The sequence below is a fragment of the Achromobacter sp. 1011811831 genome (assembly GCF_059760905.1).
This window is the reverse complement of record NZ_JCBANG010000239.1, coordinates 1-302: the sequence shown is the minus strand read 5'-3', so window position 1 is coordinate 302 and position 302 is coordinate 1. Positions and strand designations below refer to the sequence as shown.

Sequence of the window (302 nt, the reverse complement as noted above, 5' to 3'; positions counted from 1 at the left end):
CGTTGACCCGGCCCAGCGCGCCGTAGTTGCCCAGCGCCAGCCCGCCGGCGCGCGCCACCGCCAGCTGGCTCTGGCCATAACCGTCGGCCCCGGCCGCCCGCGCCCGCGTCTGGCGCGCGCCGTCGTAGACGATGGCGACGATCTCGCTTTCCACCACGGCGGTGGGCGCCGACAACACCAGCCGGCCCGCGTCCCGGCCCACCGTGTAGCCGGCCTCGCGCCGCGTGCTCGGCGCCAGCACCGGGTTCAGGAAGCGCCGCGTGGCCTTCTCGCCCCAGCGGCCGTGCAGGTCCTCGTAGCCC

Annotated in this window: 1 protein-coding gene; it reads right to left on the bottom strand. The window is 77.2% G+C overall.

Annotated elements, in window-relative coordinates; genetic code table 11:
- Positions 1 to 302, bottom strand: a 302-nt coding sequence (locus AC6LJ9_RS30785; RefSeq protein ID WP_498150477.1) for a hypothetical protein, incomplete at both ends; no start/stop codon positions are given.